This is a genomic window from Enterococcus sp. E4-150 (assembly GCF_035726465.1).
Lineage (GTDB): Bacteria > Bacillota > Bacilli > Lactobacillales > Enterococcaceae > Enterococcus_B > Enterococcus_B faecium.
Genome location: NZ_JAPRGK010000016.1, coordinates 1 through 25,364 on the forward strand (window position 1 = coordinate 1; position 25,364 = coordinate 25,364).

At 36.3% G+C, this 25,364-nt stretch carries 25 protein-coding genes, 1 tRNA gene, 2 pseudogenes and 1 other annotated feature; of the genes and pseudogenes, 20 read left to right on the top strand and 8 right to left on the bottom strand.

Features of this window, described 5'->3' with window-relative positions; all coding sequences use genetic code 11:
- Positions 1-289: 289 nt before the first annotated feature.
- Positions 290-2,479 (bottom strand): anaerobic ribonucleoside-triphosphate reductase, encoded by a 2,190-nt coding sequence (nrdD, locus tag OZ002_RS11335; protein ID WP_002288083.1) that lies wholly within the window; start codon positions 2,477-2,479, stop codon positions 290-292.
- Between the two features lie 325 nt (positions 2,480-2,804).
- On the opposite strand from nrdD, the gene OZ002_RS11340 reads away from it, so the two are divergent.
- From OZ002_RS11340 to OZ002_RS11390, 11 genes are all read left to right on the top strand, one after another.
- Positions 2,805-3,572 (top strand): ABC transporter ATP-binding protein, encoded by a 768-nt coding sequence (locus OZ002_RS11340; RefSeq protein ID WP_002304285.1) that lies wholly within the window; start codon positions 2,805-2,807, stop codon positions 3,570-3,572.
- Entirely contained in the window at positions 3,562-5,604 is a 2,043-nt protein-coding gene (locus OZ002_RS11345) for an ABC transporter permease (protein ID WP_156249180.1), read from the top strand. The genes OZ002_RS11340 and OZ002_RS11345 overlap by 11 nt, the downstream gene beginning before the upstream one ends.
- A gap of 280 nt (positions 5,605-5,884) precedes the next feature.
- On the top strand, positions 5,885-6,034 hold the full coding sequence (locus OZ002_RS11350) for a teichoic acid D-Ala incorporation-associated protein DltX (RefSeq protein ID WP_002288113.1): 150 nt from the start codon (positions 5,885-5,887) through the stop codon (positions 6,032-6,034).
- A 10-nt stretch (positions 6,035-6,044) separates the two neighbouring features.
- A complete protein-coding gene (gene dltA / locus OZ002_RS11355) occupies positions 6,045-7,559 on the top strand; it encodes a D-alanine--poly(phosphoribitol) ligase subunit DltA (RefSeq protein ID WP_156249179.1) in 1,515 nt (504 codons plus the stop codon).
- Complete coding sequence (gene dltB / locus OZ002_RS11360; RefSeq protein ID WP_002288090.1) at positions 7,556-8,761, top strand: D-alanyl-lipoteichoic acid biosynthesis protein DltB; 1,206 nt, start codon at positions 7,556-7,558, stop codon at positions 8,759-8,761. Before dltA ends, dltB begins: the two co-directional genes overlap by 4 nt.
- A gap of 44 nt (positions 8,762-8,805) precedes the next feature.
- Entirely contained in the window at positions 8,806-9,039 is a 234-nt protein-coding gene (gene dltC, locus OZ002_RS11365) for a D-alanine--poly(phosphoribitol) ligase subunit DltC (protein WP_002288092.1), read from the top strand.
- Between the two features lie 2 nt (positions 9,040-9,041).
- On the top strand, positions 9,042-10,310 hold the full coding sequence (gene dltD, locus OZ002_RS11370; RefSeq protein ID WP_104836899.1) for a D-alanyl-lipoteichoic acid biosynthesis protein DltD: 1,269 nt from the start codon (positions 9,042-9,044) through the stop codon (positions 10,308-10,310).
- Positions 10,311-10,450: 140 nt separating this feature from the next.
- Complete coding sequence (locus OZ002_RS11375) at positions 10,451-11,533, top strand: M42 family metallopeptidase (protein ID WP_002288096.1); 1,083 nt, start codon at positions 10,451-10,453, stop codon at positions 11,531-11,533.
- Complete coding sequence (locus OZ002_RS11380) at positions 11,533-12,336, top strand: DUF975 family protein (RefSeq protein WP_325083354.1); 804 nt, start codon at positions 11,533-11,535, stop codon at positions 12,334-12,336. Before OZ002_RS11375 ends, OZ002_RS11380 begins: the two co-directional genes overlap by 1 nt.
- Before the next feature lie 69 nt (positions 12,337-12,405).
- The gene (locus tag OZ002_RS11385) at positions 12,406-13,146 is read left to right on the top strand and encodes an MBL fold metallo-hydrolase (protein ID WP_002288100.1); all 741 of its coding nucleotides are present in this window, start codon (positions 12,406-12,408) and stop codon (positions 13,144-13,146) included.
- A gap of 10 nt (positions 13,147-13,156) precedes the next feature.
- A complete protein-coding gene (locus OZ002_RS11390; RefSeq protein WP_002288102.1) occupies positions 13,157-14,161 on the top strand; it encodes a lipoate--protein ligase in 1,005 nt (334 codons plus the stop codon).
- A 44-nt stretch (positions 14,162-14,205) separates the two neighbouring features.
- Here OZ002_RS11390 and OZ002_RS11395 read toward each other — a convergent pair whose 3' ends face one another.
- Entirely contained in the window at positions 14,206-16,050 is a 1,845-nt protein-coding gene (locus OZ002_RS11395; RefSeq protein WP_002332097.1) for a membrane protein, read from the bottom strand.
- A 211-nt stretch (positions 16,051-16,261) separates the two neighbouring features.
- On the opposite strand from OZ002_RS11395, the gene OZ002_RS11400 reads away from it, so the two are divergent.
- From OZ002_RS11400 to OZ002_RS11420, 5 genes are all read left to right on the top strand, one after another.
- On the top strand, positions 16,262-16,780 hold the full coding sequence (locus tag OZ002_RS11400; RefSeq protein WP_002299609.1) for a signal peptidase I: 519 nt from the start codon (positions 16,262-16,264) through the stop codon (positions 16,778-16,780).
- A 127-nt stretch (positions 16,781-16,907) separates the two neighbouring features.
- Entirely contained in the window at positions 16,908-17,591 is a 684-nt protein-coding gene (locus OZ002_RS11405; RefSeq protein WP_002288107.1) for an O-methyltransferase, read from the top strand.
- Positions 17,592-17,899: 308 nt separating this feature from the next.
- Positions 17,900-17,973, top strand: a tRNA-Arg gene (locus tag OZ002_RS11410).
- Between the two features lie 158 nt (positions 17,974-18,131).
- Positions 18,132-18,491, top strand: a complete 360-nt coding sequence (locus OZ002_RS11415; protein WP_002323271.1) for a DUF1304 domain-containing protein — start codon at positions 18,132-18,134, stop codon at positions 18,489-18,491.
- A 122-nt stretch (positions 18,492-18,613) separates the two neighbouring features.
- Complete coding sequence (locus tag OZ002_RS11420) at positions 18,614-20,245, top strand: SulP family inorganic anion transporter (RefSeq protein WP_002294025.1); 1,632 nt, start codon at positions 18,614-18,616, stop codon at positions 20,243-20,245.
- Between the two features lie 61 nt (positions 20,246-20,306).
- Here the strand turns inward: OZ002_RS11420 and OZ002_RS11425 are convergent, their stop codons facing one another.
- Positions 20,307-20,948, bottom strand: a complete 642-nt coding sequence (locus OZ002_RS11425; protein WP_002343047.1) for a uracil-DNA glycosylase — start codon at positions 20,946-20,948, stop codon at positions 20,307-20,309.
- A 185-nt stretch (positions 20,949-21,133) separates the two neighbouring features.
- Positions 21,134-21,210 (top strand) — a sequence feature (ribosomal protein L21 leader region).
- Positions 21,211-21,229: 19 nt separating this feature from the next.
- Between OZ002_RS11425 and rplU the strand changes: the two genes are divergently transcribed.
- Genes rplU through rpmA form a run of 3 tightly spaced genes read left to right on the top strand, consistent with a single transcriptional unit; the run spans position 21,230 to position 22,215 of the window.
- Entirely contained in the window at positions 21,230-21,538 is a 309-nt protein-coding gene (gene rplU, locus OZ002_RS11430; protein ID WP_002289450.1) for a 50S ribosomal protein L21, read from the top strand.
- Between the two features lie 26 nt (positions 21,539-21,564).
- Positions 21,565-21,909 carry a ribosomal-processing cysteine protease Prp gene (locus OZ002_RS11435; protein WP_002289451.1) on the top strand — a complete coding sequence of 115 codons (345 nt, stop codon included), beginning with the start codon at positions 21,565-21,567 and terminating at the stop codon, positions 21,907-21,909.
- Positions 21,910-21,921: 12 nt separating this feature from the next.
- On the top strand, positions 21,922-22,215 hold the full coding sequence (gene rpmA, locus OZ002_RS11440; protein ID WP_002289452.1) for a 50S ribosomal protein L27: 294 nt from the start codon (positions 21,922-21,924) through the stop codon (positions 22,213-22,215).
- A gap of 92 nt (positions 22,216-22,307) precedes the next feature.
- Here the strand turns inward: rpmA and OZ002_RS11445 are convergent.
- The 4 genes and pseudogenes from OZ002_RS11445 to OZ002_RS11460 form a co-directional block, all read right to left on the bottom strand.
- Positions 22,308-23,455: pseudogene (locus tag OZ002_RS11445) on the bottom strand (tyrosine-type recombinase/integrase).
- Positions 23,456-23,466: 11 nt separating this feature from the next.
- Complete coding sequence (locus OZ002_RS11450; protein WP_002391668.1) at positions 23,467-23,778, bottom strand: hypothetical protein; 312 nt, start codon at positions 23,776-23,778, stop codon at positions 23,467-23,469.
- A 52-nt stretch (positions 23,779-23,830) separates the two neighbouring features.
- A pseudogene (locus OZ002_RS11455) lies at positions 23,831-24,226 on the bottom strand (ImmA/IrrE family metallo-endopeptidase).
- A gap of 35 nt (positions 24,227-24,261) precedes the next feature.
- Positions 24,262-24,609, bottom strand: coding sequence for a helix-turn-helix domain-containing protein (locus tag OZ002_RS11460; RefSeq protein ID WP_002301535.1), 348 nt, complete (start codon positions 24,607-24,609; stop codon positions 24,262-24,264).
- Between the two features lie 297 nt (positions 24,610-24,906).
- On the opposite strand from OZ002_RS11460, the gene OZ002_RS11465 reads away from it, so the two are divergent.
- The gene (locus OZ002_RS11465; protein WP_002391670.1) at positions 24,907-25,137 is read left to right on the top strand and encodes a hypothetical protein; all 231 of its coding nucleotides are present in this window, start codon (positions 24,907-24,909) and stop codon (positions 25,135-25,137) included.
- On the opposite strand, the gene OZ002_RS11470 is transcribed toward OZ002_RS11465, so the two are convergent.
- Positions 25,109-25,309, bottom strand: a complete 201-nt coding sequence (locus OZ002_RS11470) for a hypothetical protein (protein WP_002321999.1) — start codon at positions 25,307-25,309, stop codon at positions 25,109-25,111. The genes OZ002_RS11465 and OZ002_RS11470 overlap by 29 nt on opposite strands.
- Positions 25,310-25,364 lie beyond the last annotated feature (55 nt).

Consider the following 25,364-nt stretch of genomic DNA (forward strand, 5'->3'; position numbering starts at 1 on the left):
GCTGTTCTTATTACTTGATGCAGACCAGCTTTTTCACAACCTCTCCACTAAACGGTGTTCAAAAGCTTGCATCTGCGGTAATAAGCCCAACTAAACGAAAAATATGAGGAGCTATTTTTGTTTAGCTGTTCTTATTACTTGATGCAGAACAGCTTTTTCACAACCTCTCCACTAAACGGTGTTCAAAAGCTTGCATCTGCGGTAATAAGCCCAACTAAACGAAAAATATGAGGAGCTATTTTTGTTTAGCTATTCTTATTAATTGATGCAGGACAGCTTTTTCACAACCTCATTTCATGTGTTTCACACGTGAGGAAATTTCTTTATGGCGGCCATGTACCATCGGACGAGCTTGCGGATTTCCTAAATAGCCACAAGTACGTTTGACTACATCACATGTTTTTGGATCATGATTTCCACATTCTGGACATTCGAATCCTCGTTCTGTCGGTTTGAAATCACCTTCGAAACCACATTGATAGCAATGATCGATTGGCGTATTCGTACCAAGATACCCGATTTTGTCATATGCAAAATCCCATACAGCTTCTAAAGCTTTCGGATTTTGTTGGAGCATAGGGTATTCACAGTAGTGGATGAATCCACCTGAACAATATTTTGGATAATCCTTCTCAAATTCCAATTTTTCAAATGGCGTTGGGTTTTTACGCACATCATAGTGGAAACTGTTTGTATAATATTCTTTATCTGTGATATTTTCGATGATGCCGAATTTTTCTGTATCCAAACGGCAGAAACGGTCAGTTAGACTTTCACTTGGAGTTGAATAGACACTGAAATGATAACCATATTCATCCCCCCATGCATCTGCATTAGCTTTTAATTCTTTGACGATATCAAGTGTGAAAGCTTTTGCTTCTGGGTTTGTTTCCCATTCGCCACCGAAGAAAGCTGAAGCAACTTCATATAATCCAATGTAGCCTAACGATACAGTAGCTCGACGGTTTTTGAATAATTCATTGACAGAATCGGTACGTGAAAGACGTTTCCCGAAAGCACCATACATATATAAAATTGGTGCATTTGCAGGAATGGCTTCTTTACAACGTTCTACACGATAGAGAAGCGCATCTTTCATGATTTCTAAGCGGTCAGACAGTAACTGCCAGAATTTATTCTGATCTCCTTTTGATTCGATCGCGATTCTTGGCAAATTCAATGTAACAACACCTAAATTCATTCGTCCGACATTTACTTCTTGACCATTTTCGTCTTTCCACCCTTGCAAGAATGAACGACAGCCCATAGGTACTTTGAAACTTCCAGTTAATTCAACGATTTTATCGTAATTCAGAATATCAGGATACATTCTTTTCGTTGCACATTCCAATGCTAGTTGTTTGATGTCGTAATTAGGATCTTCAGGGTTTAAGTTCACACCTTTTTTCAAAGTGAAGATCAGTTTAGGGAAGATAGCTGTCCGCTTTTCACTCCCTAATCCATTGATTCGAATCTGTAAAATTGCTTTTTGAATTTCTCTTTCAAACCAGTTTTCTCCTAGTCCAAATCCTAATGAAGTGAAAGGAGTTTGTCCATTTGAAGTAAATAAGGTATTGATTTCATATTCCAAACTTTGCATAGCATCGAAGATATCTTTTTTGGTTTTTGCTTTTGCATATTCTTTTTGGCGTTCTGGCGAATCGATCCATTCTTCCGCGTCTTTTAGATGTTTTTTATAGTTCAATTCTGCAAAAGGAGCAAGCAATTCATCTGTTCGGTCGGCAGAACAGCCACCATATTGACTTGACGCTACATTGGCAATAATCTGTGAGATTTGTGCTGTGGCGGTCTGGATAGATTTTGGCGATTCGACTTCGGCATTGCCGATTTTGAAACCATTGTTCAGCATGCCTTTGAAATCAATCAAGCAGCAATTCGTCATCGGTGTATAAGGATGATAATCCAAATCATGGTAATGGATATCGCCTTTTTGATGCGCATTTGCTATATGTGGTGGCAACATTTTCAGTCCGATTGATTTTCCAACGATCCCGGCTGTCAGATCTCGCTGTGTATTGAAAACATTACTGTCTTTATTTGCGTTTTCGTTCACGACAGTTTGGTCCTTGTTGATTAGCTTTTCAATCGAAAAGTTGATATCTGTTGCTTTACTGCGAGCAAAATCTCGTTTGGTACGATAATTGATGTACTCTTCTGCTAATTCATATTCGTTTTTTTCTAGTAATATATGTTCCACGATGTTTTGAATCTCATAGATTTTGACATTTTCAGCAAACCGGCTTTTGATTTCTTGGACAACCAAGTCTGCAATCATTTGAATTTTTTCATAAGTAAGTGGTGATAATGAGCCGTGAATTTTCTTTTCTGCTTTGATCAGTGCTTCATTGATCTTTTGTTCATCGAAATCAACATGGCGGCCATCGCGTTTGATGACTTTCATCTGGGATGTCTCTGGCTGCTGAGTAACGACAGTTTTTTCTTCATAATTTACTTTCATTATCTTCAACTCCTGCTAAATTGTTCTTGTCTATCATAAAACAAAATCTGGGAAGGAGCAACTAAATATCGGCCATATATAGTATTCAATGTGCTGTATAATTGGATTTCTATACTATATGTAGTGTATATTTTATTGTGAAAAAAGGTGAAAACTTGTAGCTGGTAGATTTGTTTTTTGCATATTTAATTTTGCTGAATAAAATAATTGAATAAAATTTTTTATTCAGTCCAAGTAAAAGTGACAAAAACATAAGAGCAAATTATTCGTAGATATGCTACTATGCAAATAAATAGAAATGAAAAATGAAAGAGGAGGAGAAGAATTGGAAAAGATGATCGAAGTGAAACATCTAAGTAAAAGCTACGGCAGCAAACTTTCTCCCGTCAAAGCCTTAGATAATATCTCATTCACAGTAGAAGAAGGCGAGTTTGTTGGGATTATGGGCCCAAGTGGTGCAGGAAAGACAACGCTGATGAATATCTTGTCCACGATCAATTTGCCTACGATGGGCAGTGTCTCGATCCAAGGAAAAGAAATCACAAAAATGAAAAATAGTGAGCTCAGTGACTTTCGTCGAAAAAAACTAGGATTCATTTTTCAAGAGTTCAATTTGATCGATACCCTAAATGCAAAAGACAATATCCTATTGCCCCTAGCAGTTGAACGGATGACTAAAGAGGAAATGGAAAAGAGAGTAAGACATGTAGCTCAATTGTTGAATATAGAAGAACTGCTCAAACGGTATCCCGATGAACTTTCTGTCGGACAGAGACAACGAATTGCAGCTGCTAGAGCACTTGTTGTTCAGCCACAAGTGATTTTTGCAGATGAACCAACTGGCTCTTTGGACTCGAAGTCGGCTACAGAATTGTTGAACTACTTGAAGACCATGAATCAAAAAGAAAAAGCAACGATACTGTTAGTCACCCATGATCCATATACAGCAAGCTACTGCGATAGAATTTTATTTATTAAAGATGGTGTGATTTTTTCTGAAGTTGTCAGAAGAGGGACAAGAAGAGAGTTCTTTGAGAAAGTAATAGACATGCAGGCGACGATTGGCGGAGGAGGAAAAATGAATGCTGTATAAACTAGCCGTTAAAAGTTTTTTTCGGCAGTCACGAGGCTATCTTGTTTATTTTTTCAGTTTGACTTTATCCGTAATGATCTATTATTCCTTCAGCGCAATGACCTACGATCAATCTTTAGTCAGAAGAGCAAGTCAAGATACTTCGATAGATGGTGGATTGAGTTTTGGCGGATTTATCATTACTGTTGTTTTGCTTTTTTTCGTATTCAGTGCCAACCGATTTTTCTTGAATAGAAGGCAAAAGGAAATAGGCATCTATCAGCTTTTTGGTATGAATAAACTGCAGATATCAGGTATATATGTGTTAGAAATCATGATAATTGGATTGTTCGCCTGTATTTCTGGGATATTACTCGGTATTATTTTTTCCAAACTCTTTTCAATGATTTTGGTTCGAATGATGGATATGGATCTTACTAGTCCATTTTTTATCTCCATTCCATCAGTAGTAGATACTTTATTTGCTTTTTTCATCATCCTTTTAGCAGTATCTGTATATTCAATATGGAAAATATGGCGCTATCCAATGATTCGAAGTTTTGGAGAAAAAGAACAAGCAGATAGTTCAACAATGCGCTTCAGGACAAGGCACCGATTACTCGCAGTCATCGGGTTACTACTTTTAACGAGCGGATATTTTGGAGCTAGTCATTTTAGGGAAATCACTTCATGGATGATCAGTTATCATTATCTTGATACATTAGTTTTCTTTTTTCCTTTTTTAATTTTTTTCGTTTGTGTGGTCGGTACTTATTTGTTTTTCTGTTATACATTTCGGTTATTTTTGATCATATTGAGTAAATGGAAGATTTATTACTATGGTATCAATTTTTTGATAATGGGTAACACGCAAGTTCATTTGCTCAAAAGTTGGCGTACAAATTCTCTGATTACAGTCATTCTCGGAATTTCTTTAATGACAATTGGCGGCACGGCTAGTATCTCTACTATTTTATCCTACCAGGAGAAAGTTTCCTCCCCGATGGACTATCAGTTTGATGTTGAGACAGAGAAAAAAATCAAGCCGATTCTAGCAGAGGAAGGGCAGAAGATAACTAAAGAAATCACCTTGCATTATAAAGTCATTGGGAGTATCTATAGTCAAAATCTCGAAGAACCTATGTTTCAAACTGCTAATCTGATCACGAAAACACAATATCAAGCCTTCAGAAAAGTTAATCCAGATTTGCCGAACATTTCTTTGAAATCACCTGATCATACTGTTTTGCTTGATCAAATGCAAACTCTTTTTCGGAATATTTCATTATATGGATCTAGTATTGGACTGCCAGATAATCAAGAATTGAAGATTCAACAAATGCTTCCAAGTGTATTAGGTGACGAAACAATGGTATATCTAAGTCCTGTACTGATTGTAGATGATACCGTTTTTGAAAAAGCAAAAGGTGTGGATTATCAAGTAGTCAATGTAGATGTATCAGGTGGAAATAATGAAAAAATAGATGAACGACTGAGCAATGACCTGTCGATAAAGTGGCTCAATGCTGTTTATTATTCTTATGATATCGTAAATGGAAGTCTACAAGGAGAAATTAGCACAAAGAAACTTCCGGATGACCAAATGAAGGAAGCACAATTTAGCCAAGAAAGCTCTCGTTTGAATTTCTCTTCTAGCTATTCGAAATTGCGTGCAGTCAATCGGCGAATCGGTATCAATATTTTTGTCACACTATTTGTCGGGATGATCGTGATTATTGCTACTGGTAGTATTTTGACAGTCCGGCAATTAGCAGAAGCAGAGGAAGAAAAAGAAAATTATCACCTATTGACTAAGCTGGGGATTCCACAAAGAAGGATCAGACGGATGATATTCGAGCAAAACGCACTTACCTTCTTTCCACCCATGATATTAGGGATCACTCACGCAGTATTTGCAATCAATGTCTTCACTCAGTATATAAAAACTGCCGATTACTGGTTGGCCTATCTTGTGAGTGGCTTATTGATCCTTATCTATCTTTTGCTTTATGTCATTACGAGTCAGTTATATTGTCGGATTATCGAGGAATGATATACGGAATAAGACAAGATAATAAATAGAACTAAATTTTGAATACCATTTATTTGGAATAAGAGGTTGTGACACGATTTTTGTCACAACCTCTTTATTTTTTATATTTTTTTAAAGTACGAGAAATTATAAAGAAAAAAGCAGTGATTTGATGTGCTATTTTTATAAAAGCTATGTGACAAAACTGTTAGTAAAAAAACGGTTTCTGTAAGCTAGACACATGTTTCTTTTTGTCAAAATTAGTTACACTTTGTGTGAGGTTATATGAGGAGGGAATCCAATGAACAAATGGCGCTCTAATCCAAAATTGAATTATTGGGGAAAATTCATCATTCGAACAATTTTTTATAGTGCAGTACTGCTGTTCCTGATTTATCTGTATCACTATAAAAATATTCAAGGAGGAACTTTTATCTATAACGAATTTTAGGAGGAAGAGTATGGAAATCAAAACGATTATTGAAGCAATCGATGATTGGGGAATAAATGAACCTGATCGAGTTGCTTATCAGGCGGATGAGACGCATACTTTTGGTGAATTGAAACAAGCATCAGACGCACTTGCTTATTATTTAGAAAAAAAGGTAGAAGGTGATGGACCAATTGTCGTTTTTGGCAATTTGGAGTTTGAAATGATTGTCTCATTTCTAGGGGTTGTCAAATCTGGCCATGCCTATTTGCCGATTGAAGAGCATACACCCAAGGAGCGTATCCTGTCGATCTTTCGGGTGGCTAAACCATCTATGGTCATCAGTATCGGGGACTGGATAGAAGATATTCCTTCGGTTCCTGTCATAACAAAAAAAGAATTTCCAGAAATCAAGAAGATACCAGTAGGATTTTATCCCAGAAATAGCGTAAAAGGTACAGAAAATTTTTATATTATTTTTACTTCTGGTACTACTGGAGAACCAAAAGGCGTACAAATCAGTCATGATAATCTAGTCAGCTTTGTTCAATGGACGATGGAAGACTTTGGGATCAAGCCTGGTATGCATTTCTTAGCCCAAGCGCCATTTTCTTTTGATTTATCGGTATTTTCTATTTATCCTGCATTAGTTTCTGGCGGAATGCTGAAGCCGTTAAATAAAGCAGTTGTTCAAGACTTTCGTCAATTATTCGCGACATTGCCAGCCTTGAAGTTGAATGTATGGGTTTCTACTCCATCATTTATGGATATTTGCTTGATGGAACCTACATTCAATGGAGAAAATGTGCCGGAATTGGACATGTTTTTATTTTGCGGAGAAGAATTGACGAAAAAAACTGCAGAAAGTCTACTTGATCGATTCCCAAATGCACGGATATATAATACTTACGGTCCAACAGAAGCAACTGTAGCTATTTCAAGTATTCAGATTGACCAGCATGTACTAGATAGTTATGACCGACTACCGATTGGCTACGTAAAAAAAGACACGAAAGTTTCTATTGTCCAAGAAGGCAAACCTGTTTCAAAAGGAGAAACGGGTGAAATCATTATTGCAGGACCAAGCGTATCAAAAGGTTACCTGAACAATCCCGAAAAGACAGCTGCTGCGTTCTTTTGTCAAAATGACTTAGCAAGTTACCATACAGGGGATGCAGGTAGACTAGATGAAGATGGGCTTTTATTTTATGAAGGACGTATGGATCAGCAGGTCAAATTACATGGATACCGGATTGAACTCGGGGATATCGAACATTATCTGCTCCAAGACAACCGAATCAAACAAGCTGTCGTCGTACCAAAATACCAAGGAACAAAAGTACAGCAGCTGGTTGCTTTTGTCGTATTAGAAGACAAAACGAAACAGCCGGATTTTCAGTTGACTAAATCTATCAAAGAACAATTACTAGAAGTTGTGATGGATTATATGATTCCTCAGAAGTTCCATTATGTCGATCTGCTGCCTCAGACAGTTAATGGAAAAATCGATCGAAAAAAATTAACAGCTGAGGTGAATCCTGAATGATGTTACCTCATATGATCCCTTATGCAGAGCCGTTTTATTTTTTTCTTTTAGCCATTGCGCTTGTACCGATCGTTCTATCTTTATTGATATGGGAAAAAAGATTACCAGTTTATCAATCAGCAGTGACACTTTTCTTTTTATTTGTCAGCTTTGGAGGTAATTATTGGCAACAGGGAGCGGCGCTGATTGGGTATGTTTTGTGGCAGACGATACTTGTATGGGGCTATTTTGTTTATCGGCAAAGGAAAAATCAGACAGGATGGTTTTTTGCCGCCGTTATTTTAGCGATAATTCCACTGTTTTTAACGAAAGTGACTCCTTTTTTTGAACATGGAAAAGCATCGTTACTTGGTTTTTTAGGAATCTCTTATTTAACCTTTAAATCTGTACAAATGATCATGGAAATAAGAGATGGCATGATCAAAACATATAAGCCATTTCGTTATATCCAGTTTCTGCTGTTCTTTCCAACAATCTCTTCTGGACCAATCGATCGCTATAGGAGATTTGAAAAAGACCAGCTCCATCCGCCTGTTCGTGATAAATATGTTGATCTTTTGGGAAAAGGCGTCCAAAATATTTTTGTCGGTTTTTTATATAAATTCATTATCGGTTATTATTTTGGTCAAGTACTGCTTCCTGTAGTGGGACGCATTGCCTTACAGCATGGTGGTATTTCATGGGCATTAGTAGGTTATATGTACGTGTACAGTATGTATTTGTTTTTTGATTTTGCTGGCTATAGCTTATTTGCAGTCGGTACAAGCTACATGATGGGGTATCAGACACCAATCAATTTCAATAAACCTTTTTTATCATGGAATATCAAAGAATTCTGGAATCGTTGGCATATGACGCTGTCCTTTTGGTTCCGTGATTATGTATATATGCGATTGATGTTCTTCATGATGAAGAAAAAATTTTTTAAAAGCAAGATCGTAATGTCAAATATCGGTTATTTTGCTTTGTTTCTTCTAATGGGTATATGGCATGGATTGACGTGGTACTACATCGTATATGGACTGTATCATGCTTGTCTGATCTGTCTGACAGATGCATGGATCCGATTTAAGAAGAAGCATAAAGAGCAGTTGCCTTCTAACAAATTTACGCATGGCTTAGCCGTATTTTTGACATTTCAAGCAGTATGTTTTAGCTTCCTGATTTTTTCAGGATTTTTAGATAAACTTTTTTTTAGCTAACGAATAGTGACATATTAATTTATATAACAAAGGAGAAAAGGAAAATGGAAGAACAAATTTTATCAATCTTAGAAGAAATAACAGGAACAGATGAAGTAAGAAAAAATCGTGATATTGATCTATTTGATGAAGGGTTGCTTGATTCTTTAGCATCTGTTCAATTATTAGTCGAGCTAGACGGAGAGCTGGATATCCAAGTCCCTGTATCTGAATTCGAGCGAGAGGATTGGAGCACACCGAATAAAATCATTCAACAAGCAACTGCATTGAAGGGTTGAGTATGAAAAAGAAACTTTTTGCTATTTTCGGCCCGGTTGTTTTAGCTGTTGGCTTACTGTTTGTGTTTTTTACCTCCTCCTATCAAGTAGATATCTCTAATCCAGAAACGATTAGACGTGCCTCTTCTTCCATGTCAGTGAACGTGTTGAAAGGAGATGCGATAAAAAATTATGCATTATCTGAAAAACAATATATTCCTTTTTTTGGCTCAAGTGAATTAAGCAGAATCAGTCCATTTCATCCGTCTGTTCTGGCAGAAAAATACCAGCGAAACTATCGTCCATTTTTGCTGGGAGCACCCGGGACACAATCGTTAAGCCAATATATGATGATGCGTTCTGCAGGAGATGCTATGAAAAACAAGAAAGTCGTCTTTATTATTTCTCCTCAGTGGTTCGTTAAAAATGGTGTAAAAACTGATTACTTTAATACGTATTATTCTGAACTTCAAACATACGACTGGTTGTTTTCAATGAAGAAAGTAACGCCTGCTGATCGCTATTTAGCTAGAAGATTATTAACTTTCTCAAAAGTAAAAGAGAATGATACGTTGACGGCGATTCTGCAAACGATCAAAAAAGGGAAGCTACCTTTACCTGAATCTTTGAATCAGCTGCGCAGCCAATGGAACATGCTGAAGAGAGAGGATGAAGTATTCAGCAATATTGGGTTGAAAGATCGACAGCAAAAAATCGATCATGAGTCAAAACGATTACCAAAACAATACCAAGAAACAGAATTATCCATTTTAGCAAATCAAATTGGAGAACGAGAAACGACGAATAATCCATTCGGGTTGAAAAACAATTTTTATACGCATCGTATCCGAGCCCACGAGCCAGAGCTCAAACAGTCACAAAAAAATTGGGATTATCGTTTTTCGCCAGAATTTTCTGATTTTCAGCTGGTCTTGGATCAATTAGCAAAAAACCATAACGAAGTATTGTTCATCATCCCACCGGTTAACGAGAAATGGAGCGATTATACCGGACTATCTCAAGAAATGTTACAAGGATTTGCCAAAAAGATCAAATTTCAATTAAATAGCCAAGGATTCAATCGAATAGCTGATTTTGTCAATCAAGCGGGTACCAACTATTTTATGGAAGACACGATCCATCTAGGCTGGAAAGGCTGGTTGGCTGCAGATCAACAGATCAGACCGTTTTTAGAAGAAAATCATATTACTGCTAGTAAGTATCATCTTGACGATGCTTTTTTTAGCAAATCTTGGCAACATCAAATACCAGATAAACTACAATTAAAATAAAGAAAACAGGCGAGTGTTGCTCGCTTGTTTTCTTTATTTTTGAATATTCTGAATAAAAGATAAAAATACCAAGTTTGCCTGAACAAAAATCATAAGCAATGGTATAATCACAATATGAATATAGAAATGGGGGAAAACATTTGGATACAAAAGAAGAACAGCTACTTATTGATTTAACTTCTGCAAAAGGAGTACCTGGAAATGAAGAAGAGGTAAGAGAAGTATTCAGAGAATATGCCAAACCATTCGCTGATGATATTTTTTATGACGGTTTAGGCAGTGTGATTGCCAAACATGGTGCTGGCGGAGGCCCCAAGGTCTTTATTTCTGGACATATGGACGAAGTTGGTTTTATGGTAACAAAAATAACCGAAAAAGGATTCTTGGAATTCCAAACTCTTGGAGGTTGGTGGGGGCAAGTCATGCTTGCTCAGCAAGTTGAAATCAAAACACGTGAAGGGAAAATCGTCCACGGTGTGATTGGTTCCAAACCACCACATGTTTTAACACCTCAAGTAAGAAATAAACCTTATGAAATAAAGGATATGTTCATTGATATTGGCGCATCAAGCCAAGAAGAAGCCAAAGAGTGGGGCATACGTCCTGGAGATATGGTCACTCCATATATTGAATACAAACGAATGAATGGCAGTAAATATTTACTGGCAAAAGCATGGGATAATCGTATCGGGACAGCTGTTTCTCTGCGAGTATTAGAGAATCTATCTAAAGAAGCACACCCAAATGTTTTATTCGCAGGAAGCGATGTGCAAGAAGAAGTAGGCTTGCGAGGTGCTCGAACAAGTACACACCTTGTAAATCCCGATATTGCTTTTGCTTTAGATACTGGTACAGCAGGAGACACTCCAGGAATGACACCAAAAGAAGCAGATTCGATTTTAGGAAAAGGCCCACAGATTTTGATTTTTGATGCATCTATGATCCCGCATAAAAAATTATTGAATTTTGTTATTGATGTAGCAGAGGAAATGGATATTCCATTCCAATATACAGTGATTTCTGGCGGAGGAACTGATGCAGGACAAATGCATTTGACAAGAGATGGTGTTCCGTCTGTAGCCATTACCGTTCCTGTTCGTTATCTGCATTCCCATACATCAGTGATTCATGAAGATGATTATTTGAATACAGTGAAACTAGTCACAGAATTAGTGAAACGGCTTGATAGTGAAACAGTTGAAAAAATTCGGAGTTATGAATAATGAATAATAGAATACCTATTTCTGAATATCGGAAAAAAGCACGAGTTTCTTTGGAAAATCAATGGGGAATCAATACTTGGCTTGTTTTCTTATCTATAATATTTACGAGCGTCATCCAGAACTTTTTTGACGGTTTCAGTCCTTTTCCGGAAGAAAGCATGCAGCAGCACTTATTGAGTTTTCTAGTCGATAATTTACTTTTATTCGCATTCAACTATGCATTGTTTTACATTGCGCTAGTAGTTGTACGGGGTGGCAGACCAGAAAGTAACCTTTTATTTTCAGTTTTCCAAAGAAAGTATTTTGGTTCGATACTTGGCATCAATTTGATCAATTCAGTCATCAACTGGCTACTCAACAGTTTAATCTTTCTGCCCATGTTTTTAATCAGCGGAGTGAGTACTTATATGCAGCTGCTTTTCAGTTCAAATGCGGTACCTACGGGTGTCATGCCAGAAGATTTTCTTGATATCAGCTTTGTTTTATCGATGATAGGGATGATTTTTGTTTCAGCACTCATCATGAGTATTGTTGGCGGTTTATTCCAATTTGCTGCATGGACAAAGTTCGACTATCCTGATTTGTCGGTTATTCAATGTTTGAAATATGGCTGGTTTTTATTGAAAGATAGAATTGGTACGTATATTTTGTTGCAGCTGTCTTTTATCGGCTGGTATTTGCTAGGAGCAATCGCTTTGTTCATCGGTCTTTTGTGGGTCATTGTTTATGTGAATGTGTCAGTTGCAGAATTTTATGAACAAGCACGGATTGAAAAAGGAGGTCCAGACGCCTATTTTACTTAGCATGTAAGCAGTTTATTCATCAAAAAAATAACTTTTGTGGTAGGATAAATCTTTGAGGGGGAATGTACGATGAAATTAACTGTTTTAGGATGCTTAGGAGCGTATCCTTATAAAAATCAAGGGACAACAGGTTATTTGCTTCAATCTGACGGGTTCAATTTGTTGATCGATGCAGGTAGTGCTACGCTGATCAAATTACAAGAACACCTTGATCCACTTGATCTAGATGCTGTGATCCTTAGCCATTATCATCATGATCATATTGCTGACCTTGGTGTATTACAGTATTACTGGCAACTTCATCCTAAGAGAAATCCGGAGACATTGCTTTCAATTTATGGACACACAAAAGATTCCATTCACTTTGAAGAATTGACGTTGGAAAATGTCTCAAAAGGACATCCTTATTTTGAAGCTGAAGAATTAAAAATTGGTCCTTTTCTGATTACTTTTATGGAAACAATCCATCCAGTAGTATGTTACGCCATGCGTATCGTAGAAGAAACAACGGGGAAAGTATTCGTATTTACAGGTGATTCAGGTTATTTGGAAAGTTTCGCTGATTTTGCGAAAGATGCTGATTTGTTTCTAGCAGATACCTATCTTTTTGAAGGAAATGAACATCATCATGCCCATTTCACTTCAAAAGAAGCTGGAGAACTTGCGAAATCAGCTAACGTAAAGAAACTTGTACTTACACACCTACCTCAGTTTGGTGATTTAGAACAATTGAAAAATGAAGCGCAAAAGGCAGCAGGCAAAGGGATTGATATAGAACTTGCTGCAGTTGACAAAGTGTTTAACATTTAGGAGGAAGAACATGATTTTTGTACCAAATGAAAACCACGACCCAAGAATCAATTTAGCAATTGAACAATATTTGCTGCAAGAAATGCCTTTAGATGAACCTATTTTGCTCTTTTATATCAATGAACCTTCAATCATCATCGGCAGAAACCAAAATACGCTTGAAGAAATCAATCGAGATTATGTGGAAGAAAATGGCATTCATGTTGTCCGTCGCTTAAGTGGAGGCGGAGCTGTCTACCATGATTTTGGAAACCTGAACTTTAGTTTTATCATGCCTGATGATGGGGATTCATTCCGTGACTTTGCGAAAGTAACACAGCCAATCATCCAAGCACTTCATGAATTGGGTGTTGCTGGGGCGGAATTGAAAGGCCGAAATGATCTAGTCATTGATGGCATGAAATTTTCTGGCAACGCGATGTATGCTACCAACGGTCGGATGTTTGCTCATGGAACAATTATGTTCGACTCTGATATCAATGAAGTAGTCAATGCATTAAAAGTAAAAAAAGACAAAATCGAATCAAAAGGAATCAAATCGATCCGTTCTCGTGTAACGAATATCAAACCATTTCTTCCAGAAGAAAAGCAAAAAATGACAACAGAAGAATTTCGTCAAGAAATCTTGTTGAAAATTTTCGGCGTAGAGTCAGTAGAAGAAGTAAAAACGTACGAATTGACTGATGAAGATTGGAAAAAAATCAATCGAATCTCTGAGGAATATTATCGAAATTGGGATTGGAATTACGGGAAGTCTCCAGATTTCAATTTCTCTCGCCAAAAACGTTTTTCTATCGGTTCGATTGAAGTCCATTTGAATGTCTCAGAAGGAATGATCAAAGAAGCAAAAATCTTTGGCGATTTCTTCGGACTAGGAGATATCTCTGACGTGGAAAAAAAATTGGTTGGACAGAAATATGATAAAGCATCTCTATCAAAAATAGTCAGCCAAATTGATGTGAAGAAATATTTTGGTGCGATAGAACCAGAAGAATTGCTTACCTTACTTTATTGAAGATAAAAAATAGCGGAATCCACATATATGGATTCCGCTATTTTTTATACAGGATTCGGGTAATTTCGAGAGAGTTGAACAGTGATCCGATCAATGAAAGTATCTTTTTCCTGCGTTAGTGTTCCTGTGTAACGATCCGCTACGTCTTTCATCATCATTAAGTCAAAACGTTCCTGATCATCTAATTCTTCTGTGATGCCTCGACTAAATAGGTTTGTATCGTAATGTGCACTATGTTCGCAACAAATGACGAAATGTTCCTCTTGTTCGTGTATCGACAAATAAATTTTTCGATACAGTGGATTTTCGATGGCATGAGTTTCTCTAAAGGAATGCTCTAAAGCGTGGATCAAAAGTTGAGCCAGATCGTCATCGTTGATAGGAAGTTCTTCGGGAAGATCTGCTTGGAAGGTTATCTGAATATTCCGTTTGGCAGCTAACTTCTGGTAACGCGCTAAGATAAGATTTGTCACCTGGTGGTTGCAAAAAGAACACAGCATTTCGAAATTTTTTGCTTCTTCTAATATCTTTTCCACATAGTTTTTAGCTTTTGTTTGGTCCGTATGCATTAAATCTTGCAGATTCTCCATCTCTTGGACAAATTCCAGGCGAAGTGTATTTACTTCTTGGATATGCTGTCGAAGCTGCTCATAATGTTGCTCCAACAAATCATTTTTGATTTTTAAGAAATCTACTTGTCTCCGATCTTTGTCGGTATTTAAGATGTGATCGATTAGATTGTAGCTGATAATAACGATTAGAATGATAATATATAAAATCGTAGACCAATTGATCGTTGTTTGATAGATACCTAATGCCGTTTGGATGTAAATCAAGCAATGGATAATGGCTACCAAGACGATCCAAGGTGTACAAGCTACATAAAAACGGTTATTCTTATATGCTTCGCCAATGCATGCAAGTGAAGTGACTAAAGTGCTTATAACACTAGCAATATTAGCAATCGGCATTAATTCAGGAAGTTCTGCAGGAGTAAAAGTTGCATAAAGCAGAACGCCGATAAAAATCAAAAGTTGGAACGTACAAAAAATTCCGTACCATTTTTTATAGTAAAACATTCGGCTCCAATAGTAGCAGATGATGAAAGCTGACGTTAAGATAATAAATAAATGAGATAAAAAAGAATGAACGAATGGTTCAAAAAGAATACCACTTAAAATATCTTCTGATACAGCTTCAAATCCTAATGCCAAAGCAAAGCAACTTAAGAGAATAAGTGAGTATTCAAGACGTTTTTGTTTATACATCAAGTAGATCGTATAGAAAAAGGTCCCTATAGCGATAAAAACAGCGATTATCATCGTCAATACTTGCGGCACTGATTGTGAATAAATAAAACTAATCAATGGTCCAGTTGTTCCTAGATAAACTTTCGGTGGCAGTCCAGCATAGTTCTGATAAGGAGATGAGACTGTAAGAGTCAATTTTTTTCCGATATAATTTGCTGGTAAATCTATCACAGCCAATGAGAGTCCGGGATTGCTTTCTTCCTGATAATCTTTCCGTTGGTATAAAATCTTTTCGCCTAGATATACAGTAATCCATTGATGGTTTCCTTTGATTAGTAAATTTGCTTCGTCCAACGGTTTTTCAAGTGTCGTTTCCATAATGAATGTTTCGTCTTTATCCACGGTAGGAATCGTACGAGTGTACTTGCTGTCAAACTTAAAATCAGGATCATCTTTTGTATAGAAAACCCACGAATCTTTTATTTCTTTCATTTGATTGCTGTCCGCAGGAGAAAAAATAAAATAAAAGAAATAAGCAATTCCCGTTAAAAATAACAATGATAATATAATGATTATGCTCCACTTTATACGTAAATAAAAAGATTCTTTTTTATTATATATGTTATTAAAAAAAGCCATAAAGGTATTCCTTTCTAAAACTTGTAATGTTAGGGTAAACGTTTTTTAAACTAACGTCAATTATTTATAATAAAAAATGAGATAAAGATGAGGAAATAGAATTAGAAACATGTAATTATTAAAGGGAAACATTTTTACAGCTATAATTTGAAAAAAATTTATCGTTATTATATGATTAAGAAGGATTGAATAAAGAAAGAAGTTGAAAACGATGCCTGATTACAAAAAAATAACTTTTATAAGTTCTATAACGTTGATTATATTTTTAATTCTTATTCTTCTCGTCGTCTTGGTTCCCCGAATTTTTGGTTTGACTCCTTATATTATTGAGGACAAAGAAATGAGTCCATATTATGCACAAGGAAATCTGATATATGTACGACCGAAAAATACAAATGAGATTTTAGTCGGAGATATTATTACATATTATGAAAATTCAGGAAAAAAAATCTCGACGCGTCGCGTAATAGCCGTTGAAAACAACCACGAAGATTTTTATACAAAAGCTGATACAAAGACTTATATTGAGCCTGGAGTAGTAAAAAAGAGAAATATTATCGGTAGTCCCATCTTTCAGATTCCATATATTGGACTAGTCCTTTCAAAAACGGCATTTGCATGGATTCAGGGGTTATTCTTTACGATTGCTTTTTGCCTAACAGGAATCACAGCATGGAATACTTTTGTAGAGTTGAAAAAGAAGCGGAGACGAACACAGAAATTTTTGTAAGAATGTTAAAAACATAAATGTATTCCAGAGATCCAACGATTCTTCTGAACATGAAACACGAGAAAACACTCATGCAGCTTGTAGATTTAGTCAGTTGTTCGTATAATGTGTGAAGAGGAGGAGTAGTATGCGCAATGAAATGATGCATCGTCCTGTAGTCAAAGAAGAACTATTGGATTTTATGCGTACCCAGCAAAAAAAATTACCGGGTGAGCTAGGCAAACTGGAAGAAGAAGCTCATGTAGCAGAAGTACCAGTTATTCCCCATGAAACAGTTGTATTTTTGAAATTTTTACTTGGACAGCTTCAGCCTGAACGAATCTTGGAGATCGGAGCAGCTATCGGTTTTTCATCAAGTGTCATGGCCACGACAATCGGAGAAAACGCTCATGTTACGACAATTGATCGTTTCGATGTCATGATCGAGAAAGCTAAAAAAAACTATGAACGTCTAGGACTGACAGATAAAGTGACTTTGCTTGAAGGTCAAGCAGCAGATATCTTGCCGGAGTTGTCTGGTCCGTATGACTTTATTTTTATGGATAGTGCAAAATCAAAATATATTGAATTTTTACCTGAATGCTTACGTTTGTTAAGAAAAGGTGGCGTTTTGATGGTAGATGACATCTTCCAAGGAGGAACGATCTTGCTCCCAGATGAAGAGATTCCCCGTGGCAAACGAGCTATCCATCGTAAATTAAATGAATTTCTTCGTGTTGTGATGGATCATCCCGATTTGACATCGACAATCTTGCCATTAGGTGATGGTGTGATCTTAATGACAAAGGAATCAGAAACAATCGAGTTGTGATACATGATTATGGCAGCCTGTAGATAATCGATTGAATCGAGGGCTCAATTCGAACTTGATGTAAAAGTTTCTATATTTGTAAGTCAATTAAAGGATACAGGAAATCTAAATAAACAGGAGTAGCATGAAGTCAATGTAGCTCCTGTTTTCAATTGATAACCTTAGAACAGCTGAAGGAGAATGTCTCGTTTTAAAAGATTGATTTAGTAGTTGGGCCAAAATAATTCATTATTTGCTAATTAAATAACTATTTCGTATTGACAGAAGCAATTTAATTATCTATAATTATTGATGTTCCGCTGATTCTTGTCATAGTAGCTCAGCTGGATAGAGCATCCGCCTTCTAAGCGGACGGTCGGGGGTTCGAATCCCTCCTGTGACGCTAAAAAACCGTTAGAAACTGAGGTTTCTAACGGTTTTTCTTTGTTTTTTGTGCCAATATTGTTTGTTTTCAAAGGCAAATAAAATAAAAAAACATCCTTATCGAGTACAATTATAAGGAGCAAAAAAATAAAACTCATCAGAAAAGAGGAAGAAGATATGACGATACTATCGAAAATTTTAGTGACTCTAGTTGCAATTGAATTTTTTTATATCATGTATATCGAAACGGTGAGAACTGATTCTGACACGACAAGTAGGGTTTTTAAAATGAGTAAAGAAGAGTTAAGCAGAAAATCTGTTCAAACATTGTTTAAGAACCAAGGAGTGTACAATGGACTATTAGGAGTGGGACTACTTTATGGAGCTTATCTTTCTTCCGCATCTAAAGAAATCACAAGTATGCTATTAATATCTATTTTTTTTGTTGCATTATATGGCAGTTTGACTAGCGATCGTTGGATTTTACTCAAACAAGGTGGGCTAGCTCTGTTGGCATTGCTTTCTATTTTCTTATAAATATAGAAAAAATAAGAATTTATCTAACAGGAAACTTTGTGAAAAATATTACTTTATCTCATGAAATATGATATTCTAATGAATGGTATTTTAGAAAATTTCATGAAAAAGGAGTTAGATAGGTGTTCAAAAATTATGTTTCCTCACTAAAAAAAGAATTTTCAGGTTATGATCTTTCAAGATTTCAGAAAGATCTTTTGGCTGGGATCACAGTAGCTGCTGTAGCATTGCCTTTAGCCTTGGCTTTTGGGGTGTCAAGCGGAGCTGATGCGGCCGCAGGTTTGATTACGGCTATCATTGCCGGTATCGTTATTGGCGGTTTGTCAGGCGGTTTTTATCAAATATCAGGTCCGACAGGTGCGATGGCAGCTATCTTGATGTCTATTGCGGCAACAAAGGGAATGCAAGGTGTATTGCTTGCTACTTTTTTAGCGGGTCTATTTTTACTTGCAGCAGGACTTTTCCGATTAGGAACACTGACTTCTTTTATCCCAGCACCCGTAATTACGGGGTTTACTTCAGGTATTGCTATCATTATTGCATTAGGTCAGATCGATAATTTATTTGGTGTTCACTCGGAAGGTACAAACGTTATTGAAAAACTAAGTAGTTATCAAACGATAGGATTTCCGATAAACACAGCCTCTTTGATCATGGGAGGGCTAGTCATTTTAGGGATGTTTATCTATCCAAAAAAATGGGCGAAACGAATGCCTAGTTCGCTGCTGGCTATCATTTTGGCAACAGCAGTTATGCTATTGTTCCATTTACCAGTAGCAACTGTGGGTAAGATTCCACAAACATTGATCAGTAGTAATCGTTTGAATATGGGAGATTTTAGCTTTTCTGCCTTGCAACAAGTGGCAGTTCCAGCTATTAGCATTGCTTTATTAGGAATGATTGAAAGCTTGCTATGTGGTGCTTCGGCTGGCCGAATGGCAAATAAGCCCTTAGATAGCAATCAAGAATTAATGGCGCAAGGAATTGGAAATCTGTTGCTTCCTTTCTTTGGCGGGATTCCTGCTACTGCGGCCATCGCCCGTACAAGCGTGGCCATCAAATCTGGTGCACAAACTAGATTAGCTGGTATGATACATGCAGTTGTCTTACTGCTCTCCATGCTTGTTTTTGCGCCAGTGATGTCACAGATTCCAATGCCAGCACTTGCAGGTGTTTTGATCGTGACGGCTTGGCGTATGAATGAATGGGAAACGATCAAGGAGCTATTTACTAATAAATATTGGTCAGCAGTTCTATTGTTTATCCTTACGATGATTTGTACAGTTATCTTTGATTTAAGTATTGCTATCGTGATCGGGGTGATCGGCGGCTGTGTATTTTTTGTTGTCAAAAGCGCTGCTATCACGATTTCATTAGAAACGATCGATTGGCAAAGAATGGGGCTGCCAGAAACGGAAAAGCTGAATAACTGGACAGTAGTGTATATTAGTGGTCCACTGTTTTTTATGTCTTCAGAAAAACTCAAAAATAAATTGGAAGAACTAAATCATCACGATGGTGTCATTTTCTCCATGCGAGGCGTACCAAGTATTGATTTGACGGCACGTGCAGTTTTTGATGAATTTCAAGAAAAAGCAGAGCAAAGAGGACAAACGATTATCTATACTTCCTTGCAGCCAGAAGTAGAAAAACAACTTTCTCACTTGTGGGAACATACATTCACGCATCAACATCAAACAGTTGCTCATGCGTTGACAGCTTTACATGCGAAATATACTGCAATTAGCCATTAAAACAATGAAAAAGAACAGACAAGACTGTAAACTGAAGATTTTATGGTCTTGTCTGTTCTTTTTAATCTTGCTGTAAAAGTGAAGCTAGTACTTGCCAGTCTTGATGGATAACAGGTACAAGGGAGCGATTGTAGAAAATAGCTGCTGGATGAAAAAGTGGAAGAATTCGATAGTTTTTTTCTGACCATTCGTAGGCATCCTTTTGTTCTGTTAATTGTAAGACAGGCCCTGTATAGAGTTGACCATGATTTTTGGTAACCGTATATTCTTTGCCAAGTAAACGTTGAAGACCAATGTTTCCAAGTGTCGCAATTAATTTTGGCTGGACCTTCATCAGTTCGTAATCCAATATTGGTGCATGCGCAAATACTTCGGAACGAGTAGGTGTCCGATTTGGATAAACAGTTTCTGACTGTTGTGTCCGTTTATTGATCCGATGAGTCACGCGATACGGGCGGCTCCTTACAGCACTGGTGATATACACCTCTTCTCGTGTTAAGCCAGTTGAAGAAAGTGCCTGCATCAATTCTTTGCCAGCTTGACCGCTAAAAGGAACATGCGTATCAATCTCTGTTTTCCCTGGGGCTTCTCCCACGAGCATCAGTTTAGGATGAAGAGGTCCTTGCCCAGCGATAAATCCTTCTACAGGACGGCCGTTCATTCTTAAAGAAGCTTCTTGTATCAGTTCTTTTGGGTATTCCATTTATGCTCCTCCTTTTTCTTTTATTATAAGAATAAAAGAAACACAATGCGACTATTTTATTTGGTAGAACTGTGAGGATAGAAAAGCAGAAGTATTGCTTGAATTTTTGTTTTACTTTTTGATTTTAAATTTAGTTGACTAACGGTTGCTGTTCTGGTAAGCTAGTACTGTTGTAATTGTGGACTCCACAGCTACAACCGCTCAGAACAAGTAATAAGCACAGCATATGCTGTCACTTCGGATGGCGAGTCTAAGTATATCAGAAGGAGGTGCTTTATAGCATGTACGCAATTATTAAAACTGGTGGTAAACAAGTAAAAGTTGAAGTGGGACAAGCAATCTATGTTGAAAAACTTGACGTTGAAGCAGGAGAAAAAGTTGTTTTTGACGAAGTTATCTTAGTAGGCGGCGAATCTACAAAAGTAGGCGCTCCAACTGTTGCAGGTGCAACTGTTGAAGGTACTGTTGAAAAACACGGCAAACAAAAGAAAGTCGTTACTTTCAAATACAAACCTAAAAAACATTCACACCGTAAACAAGGTCATCGTCAACCATATACAAAAGTGGTTATCGACGCGATCAACGCTTAATAGCGTTTGAGAAAGAAGGCCTATATATGATCAAAGGAACATTTAAGCGAAATGACGCAGGTCAGATCGTTTCATTCACTTTGACCGGGCATGCTGATGCTGGTCCTTATGGAAGTGATATCGTTTGTGCAGGTGTTTCTGCGTTAGCGATCAGCACTGTCAACGGGATTGCCTCATTAGCCGGTTTTGAGCCGATTGTTGAAATGAATGAAGAAGAAGGCGGTTATCTTTATACCGAAGTCACTTCAGGAATGACACAAGAACAAAACAATATTGCTGAGATTCTATTAGAAAATCTTTTATTAGGATTACAATCGATAGAAGCTGAAAACTCAGAATATATCCAAATTAAAACAATTAATGATAAATAGGAGGTGCAGACCATGTTGTTATCTATGAATCTACAATTATTTGCCCACAAAAAAGGTGGCGGTTCTACATCTAACGGCCGTGACTCAGAATCAAAACGTCTAGGTGCTAAACGTGCTGATGGACAAACAGTTACAGGTGGATCAATTCTTTACCGTCAACGCGGTACAAAAATCTATCCAGGTGTAAACGTGGGTATCGGTGGAGACGACACTTTATTTGCAAAAGTTGATGGCGTAGTACGTTTCGAACGTAAAGGCCGTAACAAAAAACAAGTGTCTGTTTATCCAGTAGCTCAAGAAGCTTAATAAATAAACTGCTCTATCTCTTGTGTGGCAAGGGATGGAGCTTTTTTGTAAATTATGGGATTTTTTTTGACCATACTTTTGACCATACTTTCTTAGAAGTTAATATAATTTGTTAGTTTTTGTGTTGTTTCTTCTTTTTTGCTGTTAGTAATGTGTGTATATGTGTCCATAGTAGTTTTTATATTTGCGTGGCCCATTCTTTCTTGGACTTCTTTGTGATCTGCGCCTGCCTCATATAGCATTGATGCATGTGTATGTCTAAAACCATGCAGACCGATATAAGGTAAGCCGGCACGCTCACGATATATATTGTATCTTTCTGCCATGACTGATTAATTGTGAAATTATTTTCGTCATTGGTAAACAAATAATTAGCTTTAGCAAATCCTAATTGAAATAAGTACTTTCTTTGTTCGAGCTTCCAAAATTTTAGTTGCTTTATAGTTTTTTCATCTAAATAAATTATTCGATTTGATTTTTTGGTTTTAGGAGTTTCAGATATATAATATTTATCTGAACGAGCTACAGTTTTTTTAATGGCCATTTCATTTGTTTTAAAATTAATATTGTCCCAAGTGAGTGCTAATATTTCGCCGATTCTACATCCGCTGAATGCTAATAGTCTAAAGAGCGTATAGTCTCTGTTTTTAAAATATGGATTCTGTTCTTGAGATACTTCATTTAGAAATAATTCCAACTGTTCTTTTGTATATAATTTTAATTTCTTCTCTGTTTTAATTTGTGGCTTTGGAATAAGTAAATTTAATGTTGGATTATCAGATGTTAAACCAATATTTATAGCATACTTAAAAACTTTATTCATATAGTTTATGAAAAGAGGGTACTGCTTTGAAGTTCCTTTTTCACTCCAATCATTTACTACCTTTTGACAATATGCCGTATTAATTTTAGAAAGCTTAATATTTCCAAATTTGGGATATATATGTTTATTAAAGATTATTTTAGTCCTTGAATATGAACTTTCTTTTACAGTTTTTTTGTAGCTTTCTAGCCATAATTCTGCTGCTTCTTTGAAAGTAGTATTTGTACTTGTGGGCATTCCTGTTTTTTGTAATTCTAGTTCTAACCTAGAAAGTGCTGTTTTTGCTTCTTTTTGTGTTCTAAATCCTCGTTTAGTAGTATATTTTTTCTTTCCAGTTAGCGGATCAATACCGAGATAAGTTTTAAAGTACCATGCTTTTTCGCCATTTTTCTTTTTATATTGTTTTATCATTGCCATCAATATTACCCCTATTCAAATTCTAATTCTGCCATGCTATCATTGAAAAATTCGATCAGTCCTTGTTCCTCTATAAATTCAAGCCATATTTCCTTCCCGTTAATTAATGGAACTCCTTTTTCTTTACGAATTGTTTGATACAAGTTAGTCACGACTTGTTTCCACATTTCTAATACAGCTTTATCTATTTTCTTATCATCCCAGCGTTTTTTTTGGGGTCTATTTTTGTTTTTTTCAATTTGATAATTAGTAGCTTTGATGATAAATGTTTCGTATCCGGTTGTGTTTTTTTCTAACCATTCTTTGAATTCTGTATATATCATTTTTGTTCACCTTTCTATTTTTGAACATATGTTCTTTTTTGCTTAAAAAATTTTAGAGAGCTGCATAACAATAGATGCGAGCTTTTAATAATTCTTTCACAAGTGGTTCGAAGCGAACGCTTAAATTATTATCTTCTATAAATTTCATGTAATTGATATTGTGTGGTTCTAATTCAGACTTTGCAATATATCTATCTAATAATTTTTCAATCATGAAGCGATCAGCCTCATATTACATTTTTGAATGGAGAGAGAATGCTAAGTTATATAAAAAATAATTATCATGATGTTTAGAAGCGTGTCCTAATTCATGTAATAAGGTTCTTTGTCTTCTATACTTAGATAAATTAGCTTTTATTACTATGGTATTCATATAAGCAACATAATGGCCATCGGCATCAAGGTTTTCACGCTCTTCTACCTTAATGCCGAGTTCATTAATTATCATTTCAATTTGACTGTCCAAATGACTCACCTACTTATTTAGTTATCTTTTTTCTCTAAATATGCTTCAATCATAGCTGATAGTATTTCCCTATCATTATCGGTGAGCGGTTTTCCGTCGCTACTCATAACAGATGCTAAAGCTTCTTCCACGGTTAGTTTTCTTTCCTCTGGTGCAACTCCCGCGTTAGGATCATCTGTGCGTCCTAGCAAATAATCTGTTGAAACATGGAAATAGTCAGCAACTGCATTTAGTTTATCAATGGATGGCTTACTCTTTTTCCACGCATAAAGTGAATTTTTACTAAAATTAAGTTTTTCTTCCAATTCGACAATAGATATTTTGCGTTTATCTGCTAACATTTTTACTCTCTCAAATGTTGTCATAATAATGATTCTCCGATCATGCCTAAAACACATCTTAAAAACTTTGTAGATAATCGTTGACATCTACAAAACTTTATAGTGATATATGTTCGTAAGCTAATTTAATAAGCTAACAAGCAATAAGAAAGACACCTAATAAAGTAAACAAATTCAAGGTCGGGAAACTTAGAATGTTAATTTATAGGGTAATTCTGTGCTTATTTAACTATGCACTTATTCTACAAAACTTTGTAGAAACTGTCAACAAAATTAGCTAATTTTATCAGCTTACAAATTTAAATAGAGAGAGAGGAAAAAATGGAATCAGGAAAGAAATTAGAAGCAAATGATTTAGATGTTGAAAATAGACAAAAACTTCAATTGCTTGAAATGTATGAAATAGCTTTTGATGGCCCAGAACAGCAATTAAGTTTAACTGCTGTTACTACATTTAATCATTTGGCAGATAAATACAAAAAAGAGGAAATCTGCGTAATTGCAGAAATCCTCAAAGCGTTAGCTACAGCCCCAATTGTTTTGCACGTTTGATTTTTTCTTGGACAGAAGGCTCATTTTGTTTCGCTTCATTCAGGGCGACATTATTCTCGTTAGAAGCGTATGTGTATGCTTCTTTGAATAACTTGAATTTTTCTTGAACGGTTAATTTTGAATCTGAAGAAGAGACAACAGCTAAAGCAAACTCTTTTGGATCAACTAACATTTTTTCACCACCTTAAATTATTTCAGTAGACCACTTACTGATAAGAGAATTATAT

Coding starts and splice junctions, on each gene's coding strand:
- OZ002_RS11400 (WP_002299609.1), top strand. CDS start 16,262: ATGCCTGATTACAAAAAAATAACTTTTATAAGTTCTATAACGTTGATT.
- OZ002_RS11345 (WP_156249180.1), top strand. CDS start 3,562: ATGCTGTATAAACTAGCCGTTAAAAGTTTTTTTCGGCAGTCACGAGGC.
- rplU (WP_002289450.1), top strand. CDS start 21,230: ATGTACGCAATTATTAAAACTGGTGGTAAACAAGTAAAAGTTGAAGTG.
- dltA (WP_156249179.1), top strand. CDS start 6,045: ATGGAAATCAAAACGATTATTGAAGCAATCGATGATTGGGGAATAAAT.
- OZ002_RS11390 (WP_002288102.1), top strand. CDS start 13,157: ATGATTTTTGTACCAAATGAAAACCACGACCCAAGAATCAATTTAGCA.
- OZ002_RS11405 (WP_002288107.1), top strand. CDS start 16,908: ATGCGCAATGAAATGATGCATCGTCCTGTAGTCAAAGAAGAACTATTG.
- dltD (WP_104836899.1), top strand. CDS start 9,042: ATGAAAAAGAAACTTTTTGCTATTTTCGGCCCGGTTGTTTTAGCTGTT.
- dltB (WP_002288090.1), top strand. CDS start 7,556: ATGATGTTACCTCATATGATCCCTTATGCAGAGCCGTTTTATTTTTTT.
- nrdD (WP_002288083.1), bottom strand. CDS start 2,479: ATGAAAGTAAATTATGAAGAAAAAACTGTCGTTACTCAGCAGCCAGAG.
- OZ002_RS11380 (WP_325083354.1), top strand. CDS start 11,533: ATGAATAATAGAATACCTATTTCTGAATATCGGAAAAAAGCACGAGTT.
- OZ002_RS11425 (WP_002343047.1), bottom strand. CDS start 20,948: ATGGAATACCCAAAAGAACTGATACAAGAAGCTTCTTTAAGAATGAAC.
- OZ002_RS11350 (WP_002288113.1), top strand. CDS start 5,885: ATGAACAAATGGCGCTCTAATCCAAAATTGAATTATTGGGGAAAATTC.
- OZ002_RS11415 (WP_002323271.1), top strand. CDS start 18,132: ATGACGATACTATCGAAAATTTTAGTGACTCTAGTTGCAATTGAATTT.
- OZ002_RS11470 (WP_002321999.1), bottom strand. CDS start 25,309: ATGTTAGTTGATCCAAAAGAGTTTGCTTTAGCTGTTGTCTCTTCTTCA.
- dltC (WP_002288092.1), top strand. CDS start 8,806: ATGGAAGAACAAATTTTATCAATCTTAGAAGAAATAACAGGAACAGAT.
- OZ002_RS11465 (WP_002391670.1), top strand. CDS start 24,907: ATGGAATCAGGAAAGAAATTAGAAGCAAATGATTTAGATGTTGAAAAT.
- OZ002_RS11385 (WP_002288100.1), top strand. CDS start 12,406: ATGAAATTAACTGTTTTAGGATGCTTAGGAGCGTATCCTTATAAAAAT.
- OZ002_RS11460 (WP_002301535.1), bottom strand. CDS start 24,609: ATGACAACATTTGAGAGAGTAAAAATGTTAGCAGATAAACGCAAAATA.
- OZ002_RS11450 (WP_002391668.1), bottom strand. CDS start 23,778: ATGATATATACAGAATTCAAAGAATGGTTAGAAAAAAACACAACCGGA.
- rpmA (WP_002289452.1), top strand. CDS start 21,922: ATGTTGTTATCTATGAATCTACAATTATTTGCCCACAAAAAAGGTGGC.
- OZ002_RS11435 (WP_002289451.1), top strand. CDS start 21,565: ATGATCAAAGGAACATTTAAGCGAAATGACGCAGGTCAGATCGTTTCA.
- OZ002_RS11395 (WP_002332097.1), bottom strand. CDS start 16,050: ATGGCTTTTTTTAATAACATATATAATAAAAAAGAATCTTTTTATTTA.